Here is a 20,990-nt window from a genome sequence, read left to right on the forward strand (position 1 = left end):
AGCGCAGTCGAGTCGGGAGGAGTGGGGATGCACGGGCGCATCGCTGTGGTGACGGGGGCGGGATCCGGGATCGGACGCGCCGTGGCGCGCACCATGCTGGCCGCCGGGTACCGGGTCGCGCTCGCCGGGCGGCGCGAGGCTGCGCTGGCGGAGACGGCGGCCGGGCATCCGCACGCGCTGGTGCTCCCGACAGACGTGACGGTGGAGGCGGAGGTGGACGCCCTGTTCGACCGCGTGGTGCGCGAGTGGGGCCGCGTGGACGTGCTGTTCAACAACGCCGGCGCGTTCGGACCCGCCGTGTCCGCGGCGGACATCGCGCTCGCCGACTGGGAGCAGACGATCGCGGTGAACGTCACCGGCGCCCTGCTCTGCGCCCGGGCGGCGATGCGCGTGATGCGGGCGCAGACCCCGCAGGGCGGTCGCATCATCAACAACGGATCCATCTCGGCTCAGGCTCCCCGCCCGCTCTCCGTGGCGTACGCGGTGAGCAAGCATGCTTTGACGGGGCTGACCCGGTCCATCGACCTGGACGGACGGCCGTTCCGCATCTCCTGCGGTCAGATCGACATCGGCAACACCCGCACCGAGATCATGGACGAGCTCGGCGTCGGATCCGGTGCTCTGCAGGCCGACGGCACGCGCAAGGTCGAGCCCACGTTCTCCGTCGACGACGCCGCGCGCACCGTGCTGTTCATGGCGGACCTGCCGCCGGAGGCCAACATCGGCGCCCTCACGATCACCGCGAGCGGGATGCCGTTCGGCGGGCGCGGCTGAGGGACCGCGGGGGTTCGCGATCATCGGCGGACCTCCTCGTCCCCGCGTCCCCTCTGCCGAGGCCGTGGGACTCCTGCTCGATCCCGGACCCTGTTGATTCCAGATCCTGGAAGTTTTCTTTCAGATTGCGTAACTAGTCTCCTCCGACGCGGGCCGCTTGTCAAGGTTGCGAGCGGCCGCGGAACCTCCGGAGACGACGAATGCGGGGCCCGGCGAACCGGACCCCGCATTCTCGAATCGGCAGCGGCGTGCGCTCAGCAGAAGCCGGCGATGCCGTCCCACGACCAGTGGTCGGTGTCGGCGCCCTCGCGCAGGAACGACGCCTCGATGAGCCCGTAGGGGCGGTCCGCGGCGTAGAACACCTCGTTCGGGTTCTCCAGGCCGAACGGCGTCAGATCCACGACGAAGTGGTGGCTGTTCGGAGTGGAGAAGCGGATCTCGTCGATCTCCGGGTGCGCCTCGAGCACGGCCTCGGCCATCTCCTTCAGCGTGTGCTGGAGCGCGTAGGAGTAGTTGCGCGAGAAGCCCGCGAGGAGCAGGCGGCGCACGTCGGCGTAGACCTCGTTGAAGTCGATGTCGTTGCGGTTGTAGCGCCACTTCGCGGTGACCGAGGTCGCGAGGATCCGGTCCTCGGTCTCGGGAAGGGTCGTGTACTTGTCCTTCGGGTATCCGACGAAGCCGCTCTGCGTGGACTTCAGGACCTTGAGGTCCTGCAGGCCGGCGATGATGACCGTGTCGTCGCCGTCGATCTGCACGACCGAGGTGCGGGTCTCGGTGCCGCCGCGGACGAACGCGTGGTCGTGCTCGCCGTTGTCGCCCTCGATGCGCTGCCAGGTGTACTGCTCGGCCTCCCAGCGGCCGCCGGTGATCCACTCGAACTCGCTCGTGAAGTGCTTGCCGAGGCGGAGCAGGAACTCCTCCGGGCTGCCGACGCCGTCCTTGGCGAAGGCGTAGACCGTGTTCTTCTGCGTGTCGGTGGGGACGACGTGCTCGTTGTTGCCGTCGAAGTGCGCGCTGTCCAGGTCGCCGCGCAGCTGCGACGTGACGTTCAGGTCCTCGATCTCGTGGCGAGGGGTGTCGCGGGTCACGCGCACGACGCGGACCTCGGCCTTGCCGTACTGGTTCTTGCCCAGAATGATGTTGGTCATCTCGGATTCCTCTTAGCTTCCTCGGTAGGTGGAATAGGCGAACGGACTGAGCAGAAGCGGCACGTGATAGTGCGCCTGCCCGGCGTCGACCTGGAAGGTCAGCACCACCTCCAGGAAGAAGGAGTCCGTGGAGATGCCGGCGAAGTAGGCCGCGGTGTCGAACCGGAGGCGGTAGATCCCGCTCTCCAGCCGCTCCGGGCCCAGCTCTTTCACCCGCCCGTCAGCATCGGTGAAGCCCGAACCGATCTCGGTCCACGCATCGCCGTCGCGGGCTTCGAGCACGACGGCGACACCGGGCGCGGGGCGCCCGAGAGTGGTGTCCAGGATGTGGGTGGTCACGTGGGAGACGCTCATGCGCTTGCTCCTTCGGTCTGGATGGCCGCCGCGAGACGCAGGGCCGCGATCTCCCGCAGCTGCTGGTCGACGACGGCGAGCTCCTGCTCGTCGGTGTGCCCGAGCCGCTGCTGCAGCAGGCCCAGGATCGCCTCGGCGGTGCGGCCCGCGGCCCGCACGAGGAAGACGCGGTCGAACCGCTCCTCGTAGGCGCGGTTGCACTCGGCCAGCGCGGCGGCCGTGACGTCGTCGACGCTCGGCTGCTCGCGGCGCGAATGCGCCGCCTCGGCGCTGGTGCCGTCGACCTTCGCCCCGATGCGCGGATGGTGCGCCAGAGCTCCGTCGAGCTCGGCCTCGCTCAGCGGAGCGGCGACCTCGAGTGCGGCGGCGGAGAGCGCATCGACCGAGGCGTAGGGACGGCCGTCCACGATCGCGTCGATCCAGCGGGGGATGTCCAGTGCGGGCTTCACAGCAGCGGCCGCGGCGGCGCGGTCGGCCGTGTTGAACTCCTCGAGCAACATCTTGATCCTCAAGTCATGCTGGCATCCGGCGTGTCGTGCTTACGGACGGATCCTACCGAGAGGATCCCTCCTCCTGTTTTCCAGGAGATTTCCATAGTTCGGAACTGTTATTTCAGCATGTGCAACTATTCTGCGGAGCGGATGTGAAGTTGTCAAGCGGATCCGAAAGACGTCCCCCTTCAGTCACGCCCCGCCGGGCTCCCGGGAGAGGGAAAACGCACCTGCCGGACGGACCGGAGGTGCGTTCTCCCTCTTCGACATCAAGGATCCGGCCCGCAGGGGCCGAATCCTGGACCGGGCTCAGACGCCGAGTTCTTCGCGCAGGCGCGCCACGTGGCCGGTCGCGTCGACGCCGTACTCGGCGCGCTGCACGACGCCGTCGCCGTCCAGCACGAACGTGGAGCGGATGACGCCGTCGAAGGTGCGGTCGCCGACCGTCTTCTCGCCCCACACGCCCCACGCCTTCGCGACGGCGGCGTCGGTGTCGGCGAGCAGCGGGAAGGTCAGCCCCTCGGCGTCGGAGAACGCGCGGATGTCGGCGACCTCGTCGGGCGAGATGCCGATCACCGAGTAGCCGGCGGCGTCGAGCGACGAGAGGTTGTCGCGGAAGTCGCAGGCCTCGGTGGTGCAGCCGGGGGTGGCCGCCTTCGGGTAGAAGTACACGACGACGTTGCGGCCGCGGTAGTCGTCGAGGGCGACGCGGGCGCCGTCGGCGTCCTCGAGGGCGAAGGCGGGGGCGGTGTCACCGGGGGTCAGACGAGTGGTCATGATGTCTCCGTTCGGATGTGGGTCGGGATCCGGTCCCTGAGCCCGTCGAAGGGCCCGGATCGGCGGATCCGGGCTTCGACGGCTCAGGTTCCGGGCTCAGGGGACGACGGGCAGCACGCCGAAGGCCTCGGCGAGCTGCATGATCTTGCGGGCGCGGCCGAGGCGGGGCAGGTCACTGCCGTCGCGGACGATGCGGCCGCGCGCGTCGAAGTCGGCCAGGAACTCGTACGCCCAGTCGACGTCTGTGCGGGTGGGGCTGATCACCTCGTTGACGACCGGCGTCTGGTCGGCGGAGAGGCAGAGCTTGCCGGTCATGCCCATCGACACGGTGATCGCCGACTGCTCGCGCAGGATCGGGTGGCTGGATCCGACCGTGGGGCCGTCGATGGGGCCGGGGAGTCCCCCGGCTCGGCTGGAGATCACCAGGCGCGCCCGCGGGTAGGCCATGGCCTCGCGGTCGGCCGACATACCGGTGTCGCGGCGGAAGTCGCCGCTGCCGAACGCGAGCCGGAACACGCCCTTGGCGCGGGCGATCTCGGTGGCGTTCTCGATCCCGACCGCCGACTCGACGAGCGCCACCACGGGCACCTTGGCGCCGAGGCGGTTGTAGGTGTCCATGACCTGTCCGCCGAACTCGGCCTTGGCGAGCATCACGCCCTGGAGCCCCGGGGCGTCGCGCAGCCCGTCCAGATCGGGCGACCAGTGCTCGCTGGTCGCGTCGTTGATGCGCACCCAGGCGCGGTTCGGCCGTCCGTCCGCGGCGGAGCCGTTCAGCCAGCGCACGACGTCGTCGCGGGCGGAGTCCTTCTTGCTCGCGTCGACCGCGTCCTCCACGTCGAGCACGATCGCGTCGGCGTGGGAGCGCGCGGCGTCGTCGAACGTCTCCGGCTTGGTCGCGGCGACGAGGAGCCACGAGCGCGCCAGCTCCGGCGCGATCTCGCGCGGGCCGGCCGGGGGAAGCGGAGCGTTCATTTCATTCCATCCTACGAAACTTGATTCTTGCGATATGAAAAGAGTAACGGCTACGGGGTCGCGGTTGCCAGCCTGGGGCGGCGGCGCCGCGCGTCAGCGTCGCAGGGAGAGCACCGCGTCCCACACGGCGGCGGCGACGCGGCGCTTGGATCCGGCGACCTCGGCGACCACCTCGCCGTCGGGCCCGATGATCTCCACGGCGTTGTCGGGCTTCTCGAACCCGTGCTCGGCGTCGGCGAGGTTCACCGCGAGCAGATCGGCGCCCTTGCGCTCGCGCTTGCGGCGCGCGCGCTCGCGGCGCGCCTCGGGATCGGCCGAGGTCTCCGCGGCGAACCCGACGAGGAGCTGCCCGTCCGGGCCCGCGCCGTCGCGGCGGGCGGCGCCGAGCGCGGCGAGCACGTCCTCGTTCTCGACGAGGTCGATCCGATCGAGGATCCCGTCCTCCTTGGTGAGCTTGTGCGCGGCGGCCTGCGCCGGGCGGTAGTCGGCGACCGCTGCCGCCATGACCACGGCGTCCGCCGTCGCGGCCGTCTCCTTCATCGCCGTCGCGAGCTCGGCGGCCGTCGCGACCGGGCGGATCCGGATCCGTGGATGCGCCGCCTGAGCGAGCACGTCGCCCGCCAGGTTCGCGGCGATGAGGTCGACCTCGGCCCCCCGGGTGGCGGCCTCGACCGCGAGTGCCACGCCCTGCCGGCCGCTGGAGCGGTTGCCGAGATAGCGCACGGGATCGATCGGCTCCCGCGTGCCGCCCGCGGAGACCGCGACCCGCAGGCCCGCCAGATCCTGCGGTGCGAGCAGGCGCAGCGCCGCCTCGGCCACCGCCTCGGGCTCGCTCATGCGCCCAGGCCCCGTGTCGCCGCCGGCGAGCTCGCCGTCGTCGGGGCCGATCACGTGCACGCCGCGCTCAACCAGCGTGCGGATGTTGGCCTGCGTCGCCGGGTGCGTCCACATCTCCGCGTGCATGGCGGGGGCGACGAGCACCGGTGCGGTCGTGGCGAGCAGGGTCGTGCCGAGCAGGTTGTCGGCGATGCCGGCCGCCATGCGGGCGAGCGTGTTCGCGGTCGCCGGAGCGACGACGACGAGGTCGGCGCCCTGGCCGAGGGCGACGTGGCGCACCTTCGCGACGTCGTCGTGCACGCTCGTGGTGACCGGGTGGCGGCTGATCGCCTCCCAGGTCGGCGCGCCGACGAAGCGCAGGGCGTCCTCGGTCGGGACGACCGTGACGTCGTGGCCCGCCTTCACCAGGATCCGGACCAGGTGCACCGACTTGTATGCGGCGATGCCACCGGAGACCCCCACCACGATGTCCATCCCTCGATTCTGCCATTCGGGTCCCGCGTGCCGGCCGCTGCTCCGCCGGGACCCGACGCGGCCGCCGGCCGGGCGGGGATGCGCCCGGCACGCGCCCCGTGGTCCCGCGCGTGCCTAGACTGAGGCGCGTGTGCACGGTCGTGATCCAGGTCGGCGCCGCCGAGCGGGCCGGGGGCCCCGGGCCGCGGCTGCTGGCGGTGCGGGACGAGGATCCGCAGCGCGAGTGGGATGCGCTCGGCGAGTGGTGGCCCGATCAGCCCGGAGTCGTCGGGATCCGCGATCGTCGCGCGGGTGGTGCCTGGCTCGCCGCCGATCCGTCGACCCGCCGTCTCGCCGTGCTGCTGAACCGCGCCGACGTGCTCGACCTCCCCGACGACCAGGCGATCTCGCGCGGCACGCTGGCACTCGCCTCCGTCGCCGGCGTCTCGCCCTCGGGTTCGCCGCGCATGCACGGGTTCAACCTGCTCGAGGTCTCCCCTGCCGGCGCCCGCGTGCTGTCCTGGGACGGGGCGACGCTGCGCGAGACGCCCGTGCCCGCCGGGGTGCACATGATCGCGCACGACGACCTCGACGATCCGGGCACGGCGCGCATCGCCCGCTGGCTGCCGGAGTTCCGCGCCCGTCCCGCGGACTCCGACGACTGGCCGGAGTCCTGGATCCACCTCCTCGCCGAGACCGCGACATTGGATCCCTCCGACGACCGCGCGATCATCCGCGACAACCGTCCGCACGGCTACCCCACGCAGTCGCTGCTCTACGCCACCGCGGCGATCGGCATCGAAGGCGTCGACCTGCGCGACCACACCCTGCCGGCGCCGGCGCTGTGGGGCTGACGATGCCGACCGGATCCTCCGACGGCCTCGCCTCCGACTCCGGCCCCGGCCTCGCCCTCGTCCCGGGCCGGCTGATCCGGCAGGCCTCCCCGCAGCCGGACGATCTCGAGCACTCCGTCGCCCTGCTGCGTCAGGTCGCGTCCGGAGACGGCCCCGCACGGGTGCTGCGCCTCTACACGCCGGCGCCGACGCTCGCGCTGACCCGGCGGGAGAGCCTGATGCCGGGTTACGGCGCCGCCGTGGTCGCCGCCGAGCTCTTCGGGTTCACGCCGGCGATCCGCCCGACCGGCGGCCGCGCCGTCGCCTACGACGAGACGTGCCTCGTCTTCGACCTCGTCGAACGCGAGGACGCCCATGCCGACCCCTCCGCGCTGTTCGCGCAGGCCGGCCGGACCGTCGTCGACGCCCTGCGCGGGCTCGGCGTCGACGCCCGGCTGGGCGAGGTGCCGGGCGAGTACTGCCCCGGCGAATACAGCATCAACGCCCGCGGCTCCGTGAAGCTCGTCGGCACCTCGCAGCGCGGCGTGCGCGGCGCCCGGCTGCTCAGCGGGATGCTGGCATTCGGCGAGGTGGACCGCTTCGTCGCGGTGCTCACCGACGCCAACGCCGCGCTGGGACTGGACTGGGATCCGCGCACGTTCGGGTCGATGCTCACCGAGGCTCCGGCGGTCTCGCGCGAGGACGTCGAGGAGGCGCTCGCCGCGGCGCTCATCGCCTGACCGCGGTGCGAGGGCCCGGCCCAGCGGCTGCCCGCACGCTGCGGACCGGTGCCGCCGATGACCTGCACGGCCGGCCGCCGGCCGTGCGACCGACCGGCCATCGGCGGACGGCATGGGCAGCTCTGCCCATGCCGCGACTCCGACGGTGCGGGTAGCGTCGGCGACATGAGCGATCCGCAGCAGCAGTACCCGCCCGCGCCCGGCACCGCGCCCACGGCAGCGTCGCGCGTGCCACCGCCGTATGGAACCGCACCGCAGGCCTCGGCCCCGTCCGGGCCCGCCAGCGGCGCGGCGCAGTCCGACTACCCCGTCCCCACCCGGAGCGGCTCCGGCGGCGTCGCACGCGTCGCGTTCATCCTGGCCGTCGTCAGCGTCGCACTTGCCGCCTTGGCATCGATCGTCCGGGTCGTCTTATACGTCCAGGCGAATCGGTTCCGCCTCTCGCTGCACGTCGTCGAAGGGCTCACCCTCGGATCCAACGTCCTCCTCTTCCTCTGCTGCGCCGCGGCGCTCGCACTGGGAATCCTCGCCGCGCGCGGCGACCGCAAGCTGATGGCGGGAATCGCGATCGGTGTCGGGGGCGTGGGCGTGTTCAACCTCGCTATCGGCTTCCTGCTGTCGATGCTGACGCCGCTGCTCTACCGCTGAGCGCGGATCCGCGTCCCGGTCGGCTCAGCGGGCCGGCGCGCCCTCAGGTTCGGCGCGTCCGCCGGGCTCAGCGGGCCAGCGCGCGCTCGTACACCGCGAGCATCGCGGCGGTGCGCGACGACTGCCGGAAGTCGGCGGCGACCTGCGGATCCGGCTCCGGCGCCCGCCCGGCCGCGATGTCCGCCGCGGCGATGCGCAGCGTGTCCGCGAGAGCGGCGATCCGGCGTCGCTCATCGGCCCCGGCATCCGGCACGGCCCACAGCCCGCCGCGCAGCTCCCCCGCTATGTCGGGATCGCTCACGACGGTCGGCGTGCCCAGGGTCGCCGCCTCGAACGGCGTCATCCCCTGGGTCTCGAAGCCGATCGAGGTCTGCACGACGGCATCGGCCGCCGCGATCCGCGCCAGCACCTCCGCGTACCCGAGCCGTCCGGCGAAGCGGATCCCGGGGCGCCGCGCACGGGCGGCGATCCGTTCGGCGGCGCGGAGCTGCGCCCCTCCCCCGACGATCTCGACGTCGGCGTCCATGTCGCTGGCGACGACCGCCTCGAGGAACGGCAGCAACCGCTTCTCCGGGCTCATCCGGCCCAGCCAGATGAAGCGCGGCCGCCCGGCCGGGCGGGAGGCCGGCGCGGCGGCGAGCACCTCGGCCCGCACCTCGTCGTCGATGCCGTTCCAGATCACGTCGACGGATCCGAACACGCCGCGCTGCTCGAGCCGCCGAGCGAAGTGCCCCGAGGGCGCGGTCACCGCGCGGGACTCCGCGGCGATCCCGGTCAGATACGCCCACCCGTCCGATCCCGCAGGCTGCGCGCCGACGTCGCGGAGCGCCGTGCGACGCCAGCCGTTGAGCGCGGCGAGCGCGGGCCGGTGCAGCGGGGTGACGGCGGCGATGCCGACGTCGACGCGGTTGTGCATGGTGTGCACGGCGGGCACCCCGTGGCGGTGCGCGAAGCGGTGGCCGATGAACGCGCCCCAGAAGTCGGCCTGCACGTGCACGAGGTCGACCGGGGGGCGCCGCGTCAGCGCGCGGTCGAGGAACCGGTCGGTGCGCCGTGCCGGCAACGTCATCGCGTACTCGCGGTCGGCCGTGATCGGGATCGACGGCAGGTCGAGGTAGCCGGGATCCGCGAGGTCGGCCCCGTGCAGGGCGGGTCGCGGCGAGTGGGTCCTCGGCGCGACGATCGTCACCGTGTGCCCTGCGCGCTCCAGGTACTTGCGCTGCAGGCGCATCGAGACCTGGGCGCCGCCCAGCGTCTCGGCGTGCTGGTCGGCGAAGAAGACGATGTGCATCCCGGCCTACTCGGGCAGCGGCTCGTCGCGGTACAGCGCCTCGAAGGTGTCCAGCGTGCGGTTGATGTCGTGCACGACCACGCCCTCGAGCGAGGCGCGCTGCATGCGCTCGTATTCGGTGGGACCCGCGGTGAGCACGTCGGTGAGACGTGCGGCGAGCTCGTTGATGTTGCCCGGCTCGAAGAGGTACCCGTTCTCGCCGTCGTGCACGAGGTGCGGCAGCGCCACCGCGTCCGCGGCGACGATCGGCAGCGCCGACGCCATCGCCTCCATGGTGGCGATCGACTGCAGCTCCGCGATCGAGGCGATCACGAACAGGGAGGCGCGGCTGAGCAGCGCCCGAAGCTCGGCGTCGGTCGTGCGTCCGTGGAACACGACCCGGTCGCCCAGGCCGAGCTGATGCGCGAGCGCCTCGAGCTGCCTGCGCTGATCCCCGCCGCCCACGACGTCGAAGGTCACGTCGAGAGCCGGATCCAACTTCGCCATCGCCTTGAGGATGACCTCGACCTGCTTCTCCGCCGTGAGCCGGCCGACGAAGACCATGCGGTTCTTCTCGCGCGGGCCGATGACGGGCGTGTACTGGGTGCGGTCGATGCCGCAGCTGACCGGGATCACGCCCTCGACGTCGATCGTGCGCTCGAGGAAGTCGGCGGCACGACGGGTCGGCGTGGTCACGGCGCGGGTGAGCGCGAACGTGCGCGCGGCGTCGGCCCAGGCGAACTTCAGCACGATGTCGTCGATGAACTTGGGCATCGTCGTGTGGTCGAGGATGTTCTCGGCCATCACGTGGTTCGTGGCGATCACCGGGATGCCGCGCTGATACGCGATGCGCGACAGCCCGCGGCCGATGACGATGTGCGACTGGATGTGCACCACGTCGGGCTGCACCTCGTCCAGCACCTTGCGGGCGTAGTGCTTGGCCCGCCACGGCCAGACGAACCGCAGCCAGTCGTGCGGCGCCCAGCGCACCGACGGCAGCCGGTGCAGCGTCATCGCCTCGCCCTCGATCACCTCGGTGCGCGGCTTCGCCGTGCGGTACACCTGGTTCGGCGCGACCACGTGCACGTCGTGGCCGCGCTGCACCAGGCCGGCGGCGAGGCGCTCGGTGAACCGGGCGGCGCCGTTCACGTCCGGCGAGAACGTGTCGGCGCCGATGAGGATGCGCAGCGGGCGCGCGGGCGCGCCGGGTGCGTGTTCTGCGGTCGAGGGCTCCGGGGTGTCCGAAGGGCGATGATCGCCGGATGAAGTCACGTGGTTGCTGCCTTTGCTGGGCCGCGGACGGCTCGGTGTGCGCCGCGGAGGTGGCCTGGATCGGGCGCACGCCACTCTACCGGAGCGCCCTGAGGATCCCGGGGAGGCCGATCCGGCGGCGATCTCGGCGGCCCACGTGATCCCGCCCTTGAGAAGGGTCGCGGAGGCGCGCGCACGGCACCGCCCCCGCGACCCGGCTCAGGCTCCGAGCACGATGCGCTTGGCGTGCCCGTGCCCGTCGAGGTCGAACTCGAGCGCGAGCGGCGCCGTTCCGACGACGCGCACCCCGTCGTCCGCCTCGAGCACCGTCGACTCGGCGACGCCGGCGAGCACGACCCTCGCCGTCGTCTGCGTGCGGCTCGGGTCGGACACGGCGATCGTGGTGCGCCCGGCATCGGTGCGGACCGCGAGCGAGCAGGGCCCGCTCACCGTCACCCCGTACGCGGGCGACTCATCGGAGGGCGTGGCCTGGAAGAAGTTGCCGAGCGTCAGCCCCTCGCTCGTGACCCGGATCACCTGCGCCTGCGCATTGTTGGCGACCACTTCGACCGTCGGCGCGTCGGACTCGGTGAACGTCACCGAGTGCTCCACGTTCGGCAGAACCAGGTATGCGTAGCCGCCGCCCGTGGGATCCGTGCCGTGGTGATGCGTGATCGTCACGTAGTCCCGGTTCTTGACCTCGGTCGTGCCGCCCGTGTCGGATCCGGAGTTGATGGTCTGCCAGTCGCCCGATCGCGGCACGACCTGCACGTCGACCGTGCCGCTCACGTTCTCGCCCGAGAGGAACACGTAACCGCCGTGACCCATGATGTGCACGTTGCGCTTCACCGTGATCGCGCCGTCCGCCGCGGTGAGCACGCGGTTGCGGTTGTCGGTACGCACGTTCGGCACGGTGCCGGGCGCGAATGAGCGGTTGTCGATGGTCGTGAACACGTCGTGCCCGGAGCTCGACGCGATCGCCGCCCCCAGGCACACGACCTTGTCGTCGAGGAAGAACCACGACTTGCGTGCGCTGAGCGACTTGTCGAAGTTGAGGTGGTCCATGCCCTGGATCCCCCAGCGGCCGTCGAGCGCCAGCCCGCCCCCGAACGCCTGGAACGCCCGCGGGATGCCCGTGCCGTCCGCGGCTCCGCTGGACCGCGGCGCCGCGGTCACGGTCGTTCCCGGCAGCCGGTACGGATCGACCGTGGGCCAGAAGTCGGCGCTGTACTGGGCCGGATCCGCTGGGCTGTAGAAGAACGTCATGCCATCGCCCTGGTACCAGCCCAGGTTGTTCTCCCGGTTGCCCCACTCGTAGCGGCCGATCCGCTTGGAGGACACGTTGACCACGGCGCTGAAGTTCGGCCGGTGGTGCACCAGGCGGTCCTGATCGCCGAACGCCGTCGTCGAGACCGGCGGGTCGGCCGGGGTCACGCTGTCGTCGCCGAGGATCGAGGTCACCAGGAGGGACTTGGCCACGGTCTGCGTGGGAAGGCCGTACAGCTTCTCGTCGGTGCAGCGCTGCAGCCAGCCCTTCACGAGCGAGAGGTAGCGGCCGCGATACGGCTCGCCAGCCCCCTGGGCGAGCAGCAGGATCGCGGTGATCGCCGCCGCGCCGTCGACGTAGTCCGGCTCGGACTGCCGCGACACGGCACGGCCGCGCACGGTCTCCATCATCCGGCCGTTCCAGATGAACGGCGCGTACGAGGCCTCGACCGCGTCGAGGATCACCGACTTCTTCGGATCCGTCACATCCCATTCGCTGCCGCCGAGCAGGCCCAGGATCTCGGCGATGCCACCCAGGGTGACCACGCCGTAGGTGCCGACATAGGGCAGATAGCTGTGCTGCACGAAGGATCCGTCCGCGTAGAACCCGTCACCGCTCGTGACGTAGCCGAAGACGCTGTTCCTCCCCGCCCGCACCGTGTCGCTCAGGGCGTCGCGAGCGAGCGCGATCTCGTCGGCCCGTCCGTCGAGGATTCCCCGGAGCGCGCAGGACAGCGCCTTGTCGGTACGGTTCGCGCCGGTCTCGGCGAGGCTCGTGCCGCGGCCCCGCCAGTTCGGGTCGGGGGTGAAGTACCGGACGGCGGCGAGGAGAGCCGTGCGCACGTCGGCGGGGACCGCGTCGTGCAGCAGGACGCAGATGTCGGCGGCTTTGCGCGGCACGCCGATCTCCCAGAACCACCAGTTGCCGACCGGCGAGGCGCCGGCCTTGTAGATGTTCGCGCTGAGCCAGGCGAGCGCCGCCACGAGATCGCCCGCGAGCGCGGCATCGCCGTGCTGGTCGCATCCCGCCGTCGAGTACGCGAGCGCCAGGTCGAAGAGGCGGTTGAAGGTCACGCCCATGTTGCCGGACAGCACGGTGCCGCTCACCCCGGCGAGCGGCAGGTCGCTCCAGATGCCCGGCGACGCCGCTGGGCGCACCATCGCGGTCCACGATGCGGAGGCGTTCGTGCTCATGGTGCTCAGCACGCCGGCGAGCTCGGGCACGGACGCCGCGCTGCCGTCCCCCGCGAGCATGATCCGGCGACGCTCGATGAGGCTCGCGAGCGGATCGTCGGTCGCCGCGAAGGCGACTCCGGGTGTGTGTGCGCTCGCGGGCTGGCCTGCGAGCGTGACGAGTGCGCCTGCTCCGAGCAGTCCGAGCACGGTGCGGCGGTTCATCTCAAGGGGGGACATCGTCGGCCTCCGGGTCGATCGGGGAAGGATTCGCGCCCTACGGTATACGCTTTCCCATCCGAATAGTCGAGCCGGTGAACATATTTCACGGCGGCCGTTCTCGGACAGGATCCGACTCTCGACGGCGATCCGGCCAGGCTCGCGACCCCTCCGAACGAACCCGTCCTGAGAACGGTTGCCGCGGGGACGCACGGCTCGCGCTCACCTGCGACCCGTACGCTCTGAGCATGCGCCTTGCCGCCGACGCCGACCCCGAACGCTGGATCCCCGTGACCGGATCCCTGGGCTTCCGCGGCCGGCGGCACCGCAGGGCCGCGATCGGGATGCTCCTGGGACAGCTCAGCGGCGGGGTCGGCGCGGCGCCGCGCCCCGGCTCGGGATTCGGCGCGTGGGCGCTCAGCCAGGCCGCGCCGTTCCTCATGCGCAAGGCCGACGGGCGCGTGCTGGTGTGGACCTGGAAGGCGGAGCCCGAGCTCATCGTCGCGATGGCGAGCGCGCAGGAGCTCACCCCGCAGCTGCGCACCGCCCGCGCCATGATGCCGATGGAGTACGACGACACCGAGGAGTTCCGCAACCCGTACCTCGGCGCGGGCGAGAAGCTCGTCGTTCCGCTGCCCGTCGAGCCCGGCACACCGCCGTTCGCGACCTACACCTGGGACACGGGCACGCACCTGATCACCCTGCAGGCGGTGTGCGCCGATCGCGAGCGCTTCGGCACGGTGATCGGCGCGGTGGACGAGATCGCGCGCACCCTGCGCACCGTCGACGACCTGTCCGTCGGCGAGTCCGGGCCGGTGCTGCGGCTGCCCCCGGCCTGACCCTCCGCGGAGGCGGGGCGCCGCGGTCAGGCGAACCCGCGCTCTTCCAGCCACTGACGGGCGAGCGCCTTCGGCGCCCGCAGTAGCCAGGCGTCGGCCAGCAGCTCGCCCAGGTGGTCGCGCGCGATGACGTCGAGGCGCAGCAGCACGGCCGGGTAGCCGGCGAAATGCGGGATCGTGAAGAAGACCTTCGGATCCGCGGCGATCAGCGCCTCGGCGAGCGCGACGTTCTCCGTGCGCACCGCGAGCACGGGCCCGTCCGGCCAGGTGCGGCCGAGCTCGGCGAGCTGGGCCAGATCCGTCTTCCGCGGCCCCCGCATCCACGCGATCTGACCGCCGTTGCAGCGCCAGGCCGGCTCGCCGGTGTGGCCGCCCATCCGTTCCTCGACGCCGGGGAGGGCGAGCACCAGGTCGCGCACATCGTCGATCGTCGCCATGGATCCGATCCTCCGCCCGCCCGGGACGCGGTTCAAGGGGCGGCCGATGCAGGACCCTGCGACGGGTGCAGGACCTGAAGGCCGGATCCGTCGTGCATCCGTCGCCCGATCCTGCATCCGTCCCGCGACTGCGCGGCTGTGCCCCACCGGCTCAGACGCGCGCGAACTCCAGCAGCGTCACGCCGGAGTCGAACGGCGTCGCCGCGGTGCGGGTGAACGACGACGGCGCGTACCCGCTGCGCCCGAACAGCGGGATCCCGTCGCCGAACAGCACGGGGTTGACCTTCAGCACGAGGCGATCGATCTCGCCGGCGAGCGACGCGGCGAGCGCACCGCCGCCGCACAGCCAGATCCCCGCGCCGTCCTGCGCCTTGAGTTCGCGCACGACCTCGACGGGATCGGCATCCGTGAAGTCGACGCCGTCGACCGGATCCGGATCCCGCCGGGTGAAGACCACCTGGCGCAGGTGCGCGTACGGGGAGGGCATGTCGGGGAGGCCCACCGCGTAGGTGTTCCACCCCATCAGCACGGTGTCGAACGTCGAGCGGTCCTGGGCGATGCCCAGTGCCTGGGCGAAGGATGTCGGGATCGCGTCGGCGAACCGGCCGGTGATCGCCGCCATGTGGTCCCCCTCGAACACGAACGCGTCGAACTGCCCGTCAGGACCGGCGATGAAGCCATCCAGGGTGACGGCGACGTAATAGGTGAGCTCTCGCATAGGTCCTCCGATCCTCGCGCACCATTCACGACAGGTGCAGTGGTCAGAGACTACAACAGGTGTCGTGGTTGCGCTACTCTGAGACCATGGCCAAGAACGAAGCCCGCCGCGCCGCGCTCGCCGATGCCGGCATCGCGGTGCTCGCGCGAGAGGGATCGCGCGGGCTCACCCATCGCGCGATCGACGACGAAGCCGGAGTGCCCACGGGCACCGCCTCGAACTACTTCCGCAGCAGAGAGTCGCTGATCGCCGGCCTGTTCCTGCGCATCGGGGAGAGGCTCGCCCCGACGCCGGAGGAGCTCGCGCACCGCGCCGCGCAGAGGCCGAGTCGCGCCCTGTTCGCCGACTACATGCGCGACATCGTGCGCCGGCTGCTGGGCGAGCGCGAGGTGACGCTCGCCCTGTTCGAGCTGCGGCTCGAGGCAGCGCGGCGGCCCGACCTCGCCGCGGCCCTGCAGGAATGGCAGCGTGCGGGCTTCGAGGGCGACGTCGCGTTCAACGAGGCAGCGGGCCTCCCCGGCGGCCGCGCGGAGATCGCCCTGTTCCACTACGCGATCGAGGGCCTCGTGTTCGACCGGCTCACGTCGTCGATCGATCCGGAGACGCCGACCGACGACGTGGTGGACGCGCTCGTCGCCGGACTGCTGCCGCGGGCGTGAGCGGCGGCGGTTCGCTGTTCGCCGCAGTTCGCCTGCAGGACCCGGTGACGGATGCAGGACCGGATCCGCAGATCCGTCCTGCATCCGTCCCACGGTCCTGCAGGCGTCGCTCGGACTCAGACTCGCGACCGCGGCTCAGCCGCGGTTCGCCGCCGGATCCGGGTCAGATGTTCACGTCGCCGACGAGGTTCACCCGGATCCCCATGCCGTTCAGCATCGCGGCCTTCGCGATGAGCGCCTTGTCCGCGGTCTCCGCGTCGGGCGCGTAGACCAGCTGCGCGTGGTTGGCCTTGTGCCGGGCCATGAACTGGTCGCGGGTCTGACCGTGCAGCACCACGTGCGCGATCGGCCACTCCGGGTTCGTGGCGTCCTTGCGACGCTGGGTCTCCTCCGCGGGCAGCTCGACGACCGTGCCGCGGAACACGTCGGCCTGCAGCACGCCGTCGGCGATGTAGATGCGCGAGAGCACGACCTCGCCGGGCTTCGACACGCCGTTGATCGTGGCGCCGCCGGCGGGGAAGAACACGTGCCCCTGCCGCCAGCCCTCCGCGTTCTGCCAGCCGCCCAGGTGCGACGCCGGCACGGACCCCGAGATCTCGTAGACCCAGACGAAGTCGTCGCCGAACCGCTCGCCCCAGCGCACGTCGTGCAGCGTGTTGTCGGGCACGAGGCCCATCGCCCGCCACACCCGGTCGGTCACGAGCGCGTCGACCGCGACGCCCTCGTCGGCCTCGTTGAAGTGCGGGAACGCGCGGCCCTCGTGCAGGATCCGGGATCCATCGCGCGAGGTCACCGGCGGACGCTCGGTCGAGTTGAGGATCCCCTCGGCGAGATCCGATGCCGGCACGAGATCCTTGAGTCCCTGCTGGTACTGGATCCCGACCGCGTCGAGGCCGAAGTCGTCGGCGATGCGCAGCGCGGCGATGTACATCTTCAGCTGCCACTGCACCTGCTCGCGGGTGAGCTCGGTGGCCGGATCCTCGCCGTAGCGGAACGTCATGCCGTGCGCGACGAGCCAGTCGTAGGCGGCGTCGGCCTCGGCGTCGGTGACGTTCAGCATCTCCGCGTACAGCGCCGACTGCGACAGGCGCTCCTTGTAGATGCCGGTCCTGTTGAGCAGCTCGTCGTCGAAGATCGCGTTGTACATGCCCATGCAGCCCTCGTCGAACACGCCGATGATGGCCTTGTCCGCGAGCAGCTCTGCGGCGAGCGCCTCGCCGAGCTGCTTCTCCGGGCTGTCGGGGAGCTCGGGCAGCGCGCGCACGTGCGAGGCGTCATGCGTGATGCGCCCGGTCTCGGTCCACTCCGCAAGGCCCTCGCGGAACCACGCGTCGGTGAAGTCGACCGACCAGATCGTGGCGTAGGGCTTGCCCATCTTCGTGAGCCCCGCGTTGAGGCCGAGCAGGCCGACGAGGCCCGGCCAGTCGCCGGCGAAGTTCGCGACGGTGAGGATGGGGCCCTGATGGGTGCGGAGTCCCGCGAGCACGTGGTGCGAATACTGCCAGACCGCCTCGGCGACGATGAGCGGCGCGTCGACCGGGATGTTCTTGAACACCTCGATGCCCATGCGCTGGCTGGAGATGAAGCCATGCCCGGTCTCCGGATCCACGTCGTTGGCCCGGATGACGGACCAGCCCAGGTCGTTCAGGACGCCGGTGACACCCTTCTCCAGCTCGACCTGCGTCGCCCACCCGGCGGTGTTCGCGGATTCGCGGAGGTCTCCGGAGGCGATCAGGTAGGCGGTCTTCGGCGCGGAGGCGGGTCGCTCGGTCGGGGCGGGGATGGCGTAGCTCATGGGATTCTCCGGTTGCTGGGTGATGGTCTGGGATCGGCGGACGCCGGTGAGGTGGGTATCGGCGCGGCATGCGACTCGCCGGCGCGCAGCCGCAGGTCGCGCGCGAGCACGGTGTCGTGCAGCCGCAGGTCGCGCGCGAGCACGCTGTCGTGCAGCCGCAGTTCGGCGAGGTGGAGCGCTCCCCCGTCGAGGTGCAGCACGAGGCGGTCGCCGCGGATGTCCGCGCGCCCCCCACCCTGTGCCGGTCGTGAAGAGGAAGCGCTGCTCGTCGCCCTCGAGGAAGGCCCCGGAGACCGGTGCGAAGGACAGCGTCCGGGCGACCCCGTCCCACTGCGCACCGCTCGCGGCGAGCAGCAGCGCCCACGATGCGAGGGAGCGGGCGTAGTGGTTGCCGCACTCGATCTCGTTCCACGGGCTGCGGTGGACGCCGTCGTAGCGGGCGCGCAGGGCGCGCTCGACGCGCAGGGCGTCGTCGGCCCGCCCCGCGTAGAGCAGCGACGCGGCGACCTGGTGCTCGACGCCCGTCCACACCTCGTCCGAGTAGACGAACGGGATCGCCGGGCGCCCGCGGCCTCGAGCGCCGGCAGCTCGCGGTGCAGGTGCACGGCGGCCGCCCAGGCGTCGGGCCAGAGCGTCGCGTAGTGGTTGCGCACGATCGGCGGCAGGGCGCCCTTCGTCTCGCTGCGCTCGCTCAGGGACCGGTCCTCGGGCGCGTCGTCCATGATGATGTGGCCGTGCCACCCGCGGCGCCGGTTCGGGAACGACCAGCTCAGCACGAACTCGAAGTCGCGAGCCTCGCCGGGCGCGAGCGTGTGCACGATGCCGATGGATCCGGTGCGCAGCCGCGGCAGCTTCGCGAGCATCTCCTCCTCGGTGAGCGGCGGAGCATCCGGATCCCCGCCCCTGCCTTTCGACAGGCTCAGGGACCGGTCCCCCGGCTCGGCGAACAGGCCGCGCGGGCGATCCTCGAGCGTCAGCCGGGGCTCGGGCTCGAGCAGGCCGTCGGCGGTGAGGTCGCTCCAGAACATGCGGGCACCGTCGGGCCAATAGCTGGTGACCCACTGCGGCTTGACGGTCGTGGACGCGTCGGTCGTGGTGAGGCTGAGCGTGCCGTAGCCCGGGTCGTCCTCGGGCAGGTCGATGCCGAAGTCCAGGCCGCGCACCTCGCCGTCGTCGCGCCAGCGCACCGTCTGCGTGCCGCGCATGCCCCAGGGCGCGTCCGGACCGGGCTCGCCGCGTCCGGCCGTGTGCGAGACGCTGCCGACGATCGTGACGGCGACGGGCACGGCACCGGGGTTGGCGACCCGGTAGCGCAGCACGGCCGCGGGGATGCCCGAGGCGTCGGCGTCGAGGGGCACGAGCGGGGTGAACGCGTGCAGCGACACCTCGACCGGCAGCGCCCGGTCGGCGAAGTCGATGTCGACCACGGGGTACTCGCCGTGCATGGTCGCGGCGTCCAGGCGCGGCAGCCCCGCGAGGTCGTCGAACGAGAAGCCGGCGTCCCAGTCGCGCCGTCCGGTGACGCGCGCCTCGAGCACGCGGGTGACCGGATCCGATCCGTCCCGTGCGGCATGGATCGCGAAGAACGTGCGGGGGTTGCGCCGGTCCTTGTCCGGGTGGTTCTCCAACTCCCAGTCGCGCAGCTCGCCGCGCGCGCCGAGCGAGACGTTGCCGGTGCCGATGCCGCCGAGCAGGAAGGCTGCCCGCTCGGACGTGTGCGGGATCGGGCGGGCGCGGCGCGTCATGCGGACGCCTCCTTCGCGTCATCGGCCTTCTGCTGCGCGGCCAGCTCGTGCACGACATCGGCGGTGCCGGCGTACAGCCGCAGGTAGCGGTCGTAGAGCGCGTCGTAGATCGGGGCGAGACATGGATCCGGGACGATCGTCGTGACGACCAGGTTCCACTCCTCGATCCTCGGGGCCGGATCCGCGACAGCACCGGCCGCGAGGAAGGCCGCGCCGTAGCTCGCGCCGATCGTCACCTCCGGCACCTCCTGCACGAGCCCGGTGACGTCCGAGACGATCTGCAGCCAGAGCCGGCCCTGCGTGCCCCCGCCCACCGCGACGATGCGGCGGATGTCGGCTCCGGCCGCGCGCATGGTGTCCACGTTGTGCCGCACGCCGAGCGCGGTGGCCTCGAGCGCGGCGCGGTACAGGTCGCCTCGCCCGTGAGCGAGCGTGAGACCCGCGATCACGCCCCGCGCGTCCGGATCCTGGATCGGGGTGCGCTCCCCCGCGAAGTACGGCAGCATCACGAGCCCGCGCGCGCCCGGCCCCGACGCCTCGGCCTCGGTGAGGAGCTCGGGGTAGTCGGAGCCGGTGAGCCCCTTCAGCCACCCGGTGAGAGCGCCGGACGTCGAGAGACCGCCGGCGAGGTTGCGCGTGCCGGCGAAGGCGCCCGCCGTGGTCCACATCGAGGGGGTGCGCAGCGTCTGCTCGCCGGTCGCCACCAGGAACATGGTCGTGCCGTACATCAGCATGAGGTCTCCGACGCCGTGCGCCCCGACGCTGACCGCCTCGGTCCAGGCGTCGATCGTCCCGGCGATCACGGGCGTGCCCTCGGGGATCCCGGTGAGGGCGGCGGCCTCGGCCGTCACGGCGCCGGCGACGTCGCCGGCCCACAGCAGCGCGGGCTGCTCCACCGGTGCCGCGTAGCGCTCCCACCAGGCGTCGTGCCAGCGCTCGCCCTCGATGTCGTACAGCGGCGAGACCTGGCTGGCCGACTGGTGATCCAGCACGTAGGCGCCGGTGAGGCGGTGCGCGAGGTAGGAGGCCGGCATGAACAGCCGGCGGGCGCGCACCCAGGCGTCCGGATCCTCCTCCCGGACCCAGAGGATCTTCGGCCCGCCCGCCTGCGATGTGAGCACGGATCCGCCCACCCGGGTGATCTCGGCCGTACCGAGCTCTTCGGTCATCGCGGCGAGCTGCGCACCGGCGCGAGTGTCCACGCCGTAGAGGATCGCGGGCCGGACCGGAGCGCCCGCGTCGTCGGCGAGCAGGATGCAGGGCCCCATGCCGCTCACGCCGACGGCGGCGACCTCGATCGGTCCCTGCCCTTCGACAGGGCCGGGAACCGAGGCGGCCGCCGCGAGCAGCTCGCGGGCGAGGGAGACGAACTCGTCCCACCAGATCGTGCCGTCCATCTCCACCCAGCCGGTGCGCGGGCGGCTCACGTCGTGCGTCCGGGCCGCCTGGGCGAGGATCTCCCCGCGCGCGTCCACGAGAACGCCCTTGCTGCTGGAGGTGCCGATGTCGACACCGATGGTGCACCGCACGCGCATCCTCCTCGATCGCTCGTCCTGGTCGGACGGCGATCACATTACGCGAAATCGATTTC

20 protein-coding genes are annotated in these 20,990 nt (G+C 71.9%); 6 read left to right on the top strand and 14 right to left on the bottom strand.

Annotated features, from left to right (window positions below):
- Positions 1–27: 27 nt before the first annotated feature.
- Positions 28–774 carry an SDR family oxidoreductase gene (locus ACYQ1L_RS18235; protein ID WP_460005422.1) on the top strand — a complete coding sequence of 249 codons (747 nt, stop codon included), beginning with the start codon at positions 28–30 and terminating at the stop codon, positions 772–774.
- A 254-nt stretch (positions 775–1,028) separates the two neighbouring features.
- On the opposite strand, the gene pucL is transcribed toward ACYQ1L_RS18235, so the two are convergent.
- From pucL to coaBC, 6 genes are all read right to left on the bottom strand, one after another.
- Positions 1,029–1,922, bottom strand: coding sequence for a factor-independent urate hydroxylase (gene pucL, locus ACYQ1L_RS18240; protein ID WP_460005423.1), 894 nt, complete (start codon positions 1,920–1,922; stop codon positions 1,029–1,031).
- Positions 1,923–1,934: 12 nt separating this feature from the next.
- Positions 1,935–2,276, bottom strand: a complete 342-nt coding sequence (gene uraH, locus ACYQ1L_RS18245) for a hydroxyisourate hydrolase (protein WP_460005424.1) — start codon at positions 2,274–2,276, stop codon at positions 1,935–1,937.
- Positions 2,273–2,776, bottom strand: a complete 504-nt coding sequence (gene uraD, locus ACYQ1L_RS18250; RefSeq protein ID WP_460005425.1) for a 2-oxo-4-hydroxy-4-carboxy-5-ureidoimidazoline decarboxylase — start codon at positions 2,774–2,776, stop codon at positions 2,273–2,275. Before uraD ends, uraH begins: the two co-directional genes overlap by 4 nt.
- A gap of 300 nt (positions 2,777–3,076) precedes the next feature.
- A complete protein-coding gene (gene bcp, locus ACYQ1L_RS18255) occupies positions 3,077–3,544 on the bottom strand; it encodes a thioredoxin-dependent thiol peroxidase (protein ID WP_460005426.1) in 468 nt (155 codons plus the stop codon).
- 96 nt (positions 3,545–3,640) lie between these two features.
- Entirely contained in the window at positions 3,641–4,516 is an 876-nt protein-coding gene (locus tag ACYQ1L_RS18260; protein ID WP_460005427.1) for an HpcH/HpaI aldolase/citrate lyase family protein, read from the bottom strand.
- A gap of 93 nt (positions 4,517–4,609) precedes the next feature.
- Positions 4,610–5,827 (bottom strand): bifunctional phosphopantothenoylcysteine decarboxylase/phosphopantothenate--cysteine ligase CoaBC, encoded by a 1,218-nt coding sequence (gene coaBC, locus ACYQ1L_RS18265; protein ID WP_460005428.1) that lies wholly within the window; start codon positions 5,825–5,827, stop codon positions 4,610–4,612.
- A 128-nt stretch (positions 5,828–5,955) separates the two neighbouring features.
- Between coaBC and ACYQ1L_RS18270 the strand changes: the two genes are divergently transcribed.
- The 3 genes from ACYQ1L_RS18270 to ACYQ1L_RS18280 all read left to right on the top strand — a co-directional run bounded on the left by ACYQ1L_RS18270 (position 5,956) and on the right by ACYQ1L_RS18280 (position 8,027).
- Positions 5,956–6,660, top strand: a complete 705-nt coding sequence (locus ACYQ1L_RS18270; protein WP_460005429.1) for an NRDE family protein — start codon at positions 5,956–5,958, stop codon at positions 6,658–6,660.
- Positions 6,661–6,662: 2 nt separating this feature from the next.
- Positions 6,663–7,379, top strand: coding sequence for a lipoate--protein ligase family protein (locus ACYQ1L_RS18275; RefSeq protein ID WP_460005430.1), 717 nt, complete (start codon positions 6,663–6,665; stop codon positions 7,377–7,379).
- 165 nt (positions 7,380–7,544) lie between these two features.
- On the top strand, positions 7,545–8,027 hold the full coding sequence (locus tag ACYQ1L_RS18280) for a hypothetical protein (RefSeq protein WP_460005431.1): 483 nt from the start codon (positions 7,545–7,547) through the stop codon (positions 8,025–8,027).
- A 67-nt stretch (positions 8,028–8,094) separates the two neighbouring features.
- Here the strand turns inward: ACYQ1L_RS18280 and ACYQ1L_RS18285 are convergent, their stop codons facing one another.
- The 3 genes from ACYQ1L_RS18285 to ACYQ1L_RS18295 form a co-directional block, all read right to left on the bottom strand.
- Complete coding sequence (locus ACYQ1L_RS18285; RefSeq protein ID WP_460005432.1) at positions 8,095–9,318, bottom strand: glycosyltransferase family 4 protein; 1,224 nt, start codon at positions 9,316–9,318, stop codon at positions 8,095–8,097.
- Between the two features lie 6 nt (positions 9,319–9,324).
- Entirely contained in the window at positions 9,325–10,569 is a 1,245-nt protein-coding gene (locus tag ACYQ1L_RS18290) for a glycosyltransferase (protein WP_460005433.1), read from the bottom strand.
- Between the two features lie 198 nt (positions 10,570–10,767).
- Positions 10,768–13,227: a polysaccharide lyase 8 family protein gene (locus tag ACYQ1L_RS18295; protein WP_460005434.1), complete on the bottom strand. Its 2,460-nt coding sequence runs from the start codon at positions 13,225–13,227 to the stop codon at positions 10,768–10,770.
- A gap of 227 nt (positions 13,228–13,454) precedes the next feature.
- Between ACYQ1L_RS18295 and ACYQ1L_RS18300 the strand changes: the two genes are divergently transcribed.
- On the top strand, positions 13,455–14,045 hold the full coding sequence (locus tag ACYQ1L_RS18300; protein ID WP_460005435.1) for a hypothetical protein: 591 nt from the start codon (positions 13,455–13,457) through the stop codon (positions 14,043–14,045).
- A 26-nt stretch (positions 14,046–14,071) separates the two neighbouring features.
- Here the strand turns inward: ACYQ1L_RS18300 and ACYQ1L_RS18305 are convergent, their stop codons facing one another.
- Together ACYQ1L_RS18305 and ACYQ1L_RS18310 are read right to left on the bottom strand one after the other, a co-directional pair.
- Complete coding sequence (locus tag ACYQ1L_RS18305; protein WP_460005436.1) at positions 14,072–14,482, bottom strand: MmcQ/YjbR family DNA-binding protein; 411 nt, start codon at positions 14,480–14,482, stop codon at positions 14,072–14,074.
- A gap of 151 nt (positions 14,483–14,633) precedes the next feature.
- Positions 14,634–15,200, bottom strand: coding sequence for a dihydrofolate reductase family protein (locus tag ACYQ1L_RS18310; RefSeq protein WP_460005437.1), 567 nt, complete (start codon positions 15,198–15,200; stop codon positions 14,634–14,636).
- 86 nt (positions 15,201–15,286) lie between these two features.
- On the opposite strand from ACYQ1L_RS18310, the gene ACYQ1L_RS18315 reads away from it, so the two are divergent.
- Positions 15,287–15,859: a TetR/AcrR family transcriptional regulator gene (locus tag ACYQ1L_RS18315; protein WP_460005438.1), complete on the top strand. Its 573-nt coding sequence runs from the start codon at positions 15,287–15,289 to the stop codon at positions 15,857–15,859.
- A gap of 163 nt (positions 15,860–16,022) precedes the next feature.
- Here ACYQ1L_RS18315 and ACYQ1L_RS18320 read toward each other — a convergent pair whose 3' ends face one another.
- From ACYQ1L_RS18320 to ACYQ1L_RS18330, 3 genes are read right to left on the bottom strand one after another with little or no spacing between them, the layout of a single operon-like run.
- Positions 16,023–17,654, bottom strand: a complete 1,632-nt coding sequence (locus tag ACYQ1L_RS18320) for a fucose isomerase (protein ID WP_460005439.1) — start codon at positions 17,652–17,654, stop codon at positions 16,023–16,025.
- Positions 17,651–19,399, bottom strand: coding sequence for a GH116 family glycosyl-hydrolase (locus tag ACYQ1L_RS18325; RefSeq protein WP_460005440.1), 1,749 nt, complete (start codon positions 19,397–19,399; stop codon positions 17,651–17,653). Before ACYQ1L_RS18325 ends, ACYQ1L_RS18320 begins: the two co-directional genes overlap by 4 nt.
- Entirely contained in the window at positions 19,396–20,934 is a 1,539-nt protein-coding gene (locus ACYQ1L_RS18330) for an FGGY-family carbohydrate kinase (protein ID WP_460005441.1), read from the bottom strand. The genes ACYQ1L_RS18325 and ACYQ1L_RS18330 overlap by 4 nt, the downstream gene beginning before the upstream one ends.
- Positions 20,935–20,990 lie beyond the last annotated feature (56 nt).

The sequence above is a fragment of the Microbacterium xylanilyticum genome, assembly GCF_054654695.1.

Coding starts and splice junctions, on each gene's coding strand:
- ACYQ1L_RS18235 (WP_460005422.1), top strand. CDS start 28: ATGCACGGGCGCATCGCTGTGGTGACGGGGGCGGGATCCGGGATCGGA.
- pucL (WP_460005423.1), bottom strand. CDS start 1,922: ATGACCAACATCATTCTGGGCAAGAACCAGTACGGCAAGGCCGAGGTC.
- uraH (WP_460005424.1), bottom strand. CDS start 2,276: ATGAGCGTCTCCCACGTGACCACCCACATCCTGGACACCACTCTCGGG.
- uraD (WP_460005425.1), bottom strand. CDS start 2,776: ATGTTGCTCGAGGAGTTCAACACGGCCGACCGCGCCGCCGCGGCCGCT.
- bcp (WP_460005426.1), bottom strand. CDS start 3,544: ATGACCACTCGTCTGACCCCCGGTGACACCGCCCCCGCCTTCGCCCTC.
- ACYQ1L_RS18260 (WP_460005427.1), bottom strand. CDS start 4,516: ATGAACGCTCCGCTTCCCCCGGCCGGCCCGCGCGAGATCGCGCCGGAG.
- coaBC (WP_460005428.1), bottom strand. CDS start 5,827: ATGGACATCGTGGTGGGGGTCTCCGGTGGCATCGCCGCATACAAGTCG.
- ACYQ1L_RS18275 (WP_460005430.1), top strand. CDS start 6,663: ATGCCGACCGGATCCTCCGACGGCCTCGCCTCCGACTCCGGCCCCGGC.
- ACYQ1L_RS18280 (WP_460005431.1), top strand. CDS start 7,545: ATGAGCGATCCGCAGCAGCAGTACCCGCCCGCGCCCGGCACCGCGCCC.
- ACYQ1L_RS18285 (WP_460005432.1), bottom strand. CDS start 9,318: ATGCACATCGTCTTCTTCGCCGACCAGCACGCCGAGACGCTGGGCGGC.
- ACYQ1L_RS18295 (WP_460005434.1), bottom strand. CDS start 13,227: ATGTCCCCCCTTGAGATGAACCGCCGCACCGTGCTCGGACTGCTCGGA.
- ACYQ1L_RS18300 (WP_460005435.1), top strand. CDS start 13,455: ATGCGCCTTGCCGCCGACGCCGACCCCGAACGCTGGATCCCCGTGACC.
- ACYQ1L_RS18305 (WP_460005436.1), bottom strand. CDS start 14,482: ATGGCGACGATCGACGATGTGCGCGACCTGGTGCTCGCCCTCCCCGGC.
- ACYQ1L_RS18310 (WP_460005437.1), bottom strand. CDS start 15,200: ATGCGAGAGCTCACCTATTACGTCGCCGTCACCCTGGATGGCTTCATC.
- ACYQ1L_RS18315 (WP_460005438.1), top strand. CDS start 15,287: ATGGCCAAGAACGAAGCCCGCCGCGCCGCGCTCGCCGATGCCGGCATC.
- ACYQ1L_RS18320 (WP_460005439.1), bottom strand. CDS start 17,654: ATGAGCTACGCCATCCCCGCCCCGACCGAGCGACCCGCCTCCGCGCCG.
- ACYQ1L_RS18325 (WP_460005440.1), bottom strand. CDS start 19,399: ATGACGCGCCGCGCCCGCCCGATCCCGCACACGTCCGAGCGGGCAGCC.
- ACYQ1L_RS18330 (WP_460005441.1), bottom strand. CDS start 20,934: ATGCGCGTGCGGTGCACCATCGGTGTCGACATCGGCACCTCCAGCAGC.